The 3,939-nt window shown below is 77.2% G+C and carries 4 protein-coding genes and 1 pseudogene; all 5 read right to left on the reverse strand.

Going from position 1 to position 3,939, the window contains the following annotated elements:
- A pseudogene (locus JNW98_RS35050) lies at positions 1-732 on the reverse strand (D-beta-D-heptose 1-phosphate adenosyltransferase); the annotation flags it as partial.
- Positions 733-765: 33 nt separating this feature from the next.
- Complete coding sequence (locus tag JNW98_RS35055; protein WP_223772310.1) at positions 766-1,368, reverse strand: D-sedoheptulose-7-phosphate isomerase; 603 nt, start codon at positions 1,366-1,368, stop codon at positions 766-768.
- Positions 1,365-2,603 carry a glycosyltransferase gene (locus JNW98_RS35060; RefSeq protein ID WP_223772311.1) on the reverse strand — a complete coding sequence of 413 codons (1,239 nt, stop codon included), beginning with the start codon at positions 2,601-2,603 and terminating at the stop codon, positions 1,365-1,367. Before JNW98_RS35060 ends, JNW98_RS35055 begins: the two co-directional genes overlap by 4 nt.
- Positions 2,600-3,562: a glycosyltransferase gene (locus JNW98_RS35065; RefSeq protein WP_223772312.1), complete on the reverse strand. Its 963-nt coding sequence runs from the start codon at positions 3,560-3,562 to the stop codon at positions 2,600-2,602. The genes JNW98_RS35060 and JNW98_RS35065 overlap by 4 nt, the downstream gene beginning before the upstream one ends.
- On the reverse strand, positions 3,559-3,939 hold a 381-nt coding region (locus tag JNW98_RS35070; protein ID WP_308015706.1), incomplete at its 5' end, for a glycosyltransferase family 9 protein. The genes JNW98_RS35070 and JNW98_RS35065, both read right to left, overlap by 4 nt.

Below are 3,939 nucleotides of genomic sequence, written 5' to 3' on the forward strand. Positions count from 1 at the left end.
GGCGGCGGTCGGCACCAGCAGCGGGCTGTCGCCCTGCGAGAGCAGCGCGCCGCGCCCGCCGAGGGTGACCGCGACGCTCACCGCGTGCCAGCGGCGGACGAGTTCGGCCGCCGTGCGGGCGATCGGGCCGAGGGCGTCGCCATCGGTGTCGGCCGTCTCCGCCGCGAAACGGCGCGCCTCCTCGCCCGTCGGCGTCACCAGCCGCGCGCCGCGCACCGGCGGCCCGCCGCGCGGGTGCGGGTCCCAGACCAGGGCGGTGGCCGGGGCCCGGGCGGCGAGCGCTTCCCGCAGGACGTCGGCGGTGCCCCGGGCGTAGTCCGCGACGAGGATCGCGCGCGCCTCCGCGACGGCCTCCAGGGCCCGGTCGGTGACGCCGGCCGCGCGGCCGGCACCCCGGTCGAGGCGGACCACCGGCCGCCCGCCCGCCATCACCCGGGTCTTCTCCGGCAGCGGCCCGTCCGCCGGCAGCGGGATCACCCGCAGCCACGGTTCGAGGAGTTCGCGCACCTGGCGGGCGGCCGGGTCCGCGCCCAGCGGCGCCACCAGCGTGACCGGCCGGCCCGCCCGCGCCGCCAGGTAGGCGGCCAGCGCGGCGCCGCCCGGCCGCAGCCGCTCCTCGCAGTCGTCCAGCACCGGGACGGGCGCGTCCGGCGCGAGCCGGTCCGCGGTGCCGGCCAGGTCGCGGTCGAGCAGCGCGTCGCCGACGACCAGCAGGGGGGTCCGGGGTGTCATGGGGGCTCCCAACTGTCGTTCCCTAGCGGTGTCCTACGGGCTCGTCGCCAGCGCCGCGTCGAACGCGGCGCACAGCAGGTGCACCGCGACCAGGTGCAGTTCCTGGACGTTCGCCGTCGTCCCCGCCGCCACGCACAGCCGGTCGTGGCCGGCCTCCGCCAGCGGGTTGGGGGCCGGGCCGGTCAGCGACCACACCTCCATGGCGGAGGCCCGGCCCGCCGCCGCGGCGGCCAGCAGGTTGGGGCTGGCCCCGCTCGTCGACAGCAGGATCAGGACGTCGCCGGGGCGCGCGTGCGCCCGCACCTGGCGGGCGAACAGCTCGTTCGGGCCGTAGTCGTTGACGATCGCCGTGCAGCTGGAGGTGTCGGCGTGCAGCGCGATGGCCGAGAACGGCGGCCGGTCCTCGCGGTAGCGGCCGACCAGCTCGGCCGTCAGGTGCTGCGCCTGGGCGGCGCTGCCGCCGTTGCCGGCGGCCAGCAGCCGGCCGCCCGCGGACAGCACCCCGGCCAGCCGCCGGCCCCAGCGCTCGGCGACGGCCGCCTGCTCCGCGCGGAACAGCTCCAGGGCCGCCAGCAGCCGGCCGCAGTGGTCGCCGCCGGTGGTGTCCGGCGGCCGTACGGTACGGGTGACGGTCATCGCGCACCTCCTGATCCCGAGCCGACGGGGGCCGGTTCCGCGATCCGTTCCGCGACCCGTTCGTAGACCCGCTCGACGCCTTCCGCGACCGTCTCCCAGCCGTACCGGGCCACCGCCCGGGCCCGCCCCTCGCGGCCGTACGCCGCGATCCGCTCGGGATCGGCGAGCAACCCGGCCACGGCGTCGGCCAGTTCGACGTGCTTCCCCGGCGGGACGAGCAGTCCGGTCTCGCCGTGCGCCACCGTGTCGCGGTGCCCGCCCACGTTCGTGGCCACCACCGGGACGCCGCAGGCCATCGCCTCCAGCGGCACGATGCCGAACGGCTCGTACACCGGGGTGCACAGCACGATGTCGGCGCTGCGGATCAGCGCGGGCATCTCCTCGTGCGGTACGCAGCCCAGCAGCACCAGCCGGTCGGCCACCCGCAGCCGGCGGGCCAGGCCCAGCAGCCGTACCGCCTCCGGGTCCTTGAGCAGCCCGTCGACGGGCGGGCCGCCCGCCACCACCAACTCGGCGTCCGGGACGCGCTGGAGTGCCTTCAGGGCCAGGTCGACGCCCTTGCGGGGGACGAGCCGGCCGACCACCAGCAGGCGGTGCCGGGCCCGCCGGGCCGGGGTCAGGGCGACCCGGCCGCGGGCCGAGAAGTGCTCGGTGTCCACGCCGCACGGCACCACCGAGCAGCGGTCCCGGGCGACGCCCATCAGCTCCAGCTCGTCCACCTCGTCGGAACAGGTGGCCAGGATCCGCGCGCAGGACGCGCCGATGGTCCGCTCCACCTCCAGCCGCTCCGGCGGGCTGGTGTCCGCCTTCCCCTGGTGCCGCCGCTTCACCGTGCCCAGCGCGTGGTACGTCTGGACGACGGGCACCCCGAGCCCGTGCGTGCCCATCAGCGCCACCAGGCCGGACATCCAGAAGTGCGCGTGCACCACGTCCGGCCGGTCGTGCCGCCACGCGCGGGCCAGGTGGCCGCCGAAATGCGGCATGTGGGCCAGCAGCCGGTCCTTGGGCACGTACCGGTCGGGGCCGGCGCGGACGTGTTCCACCACCGCGCCGGACGGCAGCGGGACCCGGTCCGGCGACGCCGCGTCCTCCCGCCGCGTGTAGACGGTCACCTCGTGGCCGCGCTCGGCGAGCAGGTCCGCCAGCCGCGCCACGTAGACGTTCTGGCCCCCCGCGTCGGGGCCGCCGAGCGCGGCGAGCGGGCTCGCGTGCTCGGACACCATGGCGATCCTCATCGCGTCACCTCCTTGATCAACCGGTCCCAGTCGTCCAGGAACCGGGGCAGCCCGTACCGGGCCAGGGCCGCCTTCCGGGCCGCGCGGCCCGTCTCGCGGGCCAGCTCCGGCTCGGCGACGAAGCCTCGGACGGCGTCGTGCAGCACGTCCGGCCGGTTGGACAGCACGCCCGCGCCCGGCGGCACCGCCTCGCACGCCTCGGTGGTGGCCAGCGCCACCACCGGCATGCCGAGGTGCATCGCCTCCAGCAGCGACAGGCCCAGCGAGGTCCAGCGGATCGGATGCAGGTACACCCGGCGCTCGGCCAGGGCGTGGTGCAGGGCACTCTGGACGAGCTCCCGGCCCCGGCAGCGGTCCTCAGGGACGCCCAGCTCCGCGGCGATCCCCTCCGTGCCCATGCCGAACACGTCCAGCGGCGCGGCCTCGGAGAAGTAGGGGAGCAGGTCCGTGCCGGTCGTCCGGCCACGCCGCAGCGGCTCGTTGACGACCACGGCGGCCCGCGGCAGCCGGCCCGTCCACAGCGGGCCGGGGTCGACGATGCCGTGCTCGATCACGGCAGTGGGCGTCGTCCCGCAGTCCCACATCAGCCGGTTGAAGTGCGTGACGTGGACGATCGTCAGCTCCGGGCGGTCCGCGGCCGGGTGCCGCGTGTCCGGGACCGGCCCGCCCGGCGCGTTGTGCTCCAGGTAGACCGTGGGGACGTCGACGCCCGGCCGGCGGCCCAGCCACTCGCGGGCCAGCTCGATCTCGTGCGGGCGCTGGAGGACCAGCAGGTCCACGTCCGCGTCCCGGAGCTCCTCCGGGGGCACCTCGACGACCGACTCCGGCCAGTCGAAGGTGGCCGCCCGACCCAGCCCGTCCGGGCCGCGGTCCGGCGTCACCGGCACCACGTAGGTGTGCGGGCCCTGGACGAACGCCGTCGTCCACGAGCCGTGCACGTGCCACAGCAGGATCCTCATGGCGTTCGCTCCGTCCGTTCCGTCGGATGGGTCCCTCGCGGGGGTTCCAGGCCGGGCGTGCGCCCGGTCAGCTTCTCCACGGCCGCCAGCACGTCCTCGGGGGACACCCCGTTCAGGCACGGGTGGCCGGGGACCGGGCACTCCCGGGCCCTGCTGCCCGCGCAGGGCGCCCGCTCGTCCCCGAGCAGCACGTGCGGCACCCCGTACGGCGCCCAGCGCTCGGCCGGCACCACGGGGGCGAACAGGCAGACGACCGGCGTGCCCACGGCCGCCGCCAGGTGCGCCGGGCCGGTGTTGCCCACCACGACGGCGGCGGCCCGCGCCAGCACCCCGGCCAGCTCGGCCGGGCCCGTCCGCCCGCCCAGGTCGAGGGCGAC

Origin of the sequence: Streptomyces huiliensis (assembly GCF_020037025.1) — a bacterium.
In the GTDB taxonomy this organism is placed as follows: domain Bacteria; phylum Actinomycetota; class Actinomycetes; order Streptomycetales; family Streptomycetaceae; genus Streptomyces; species Streptomyces huiliensis.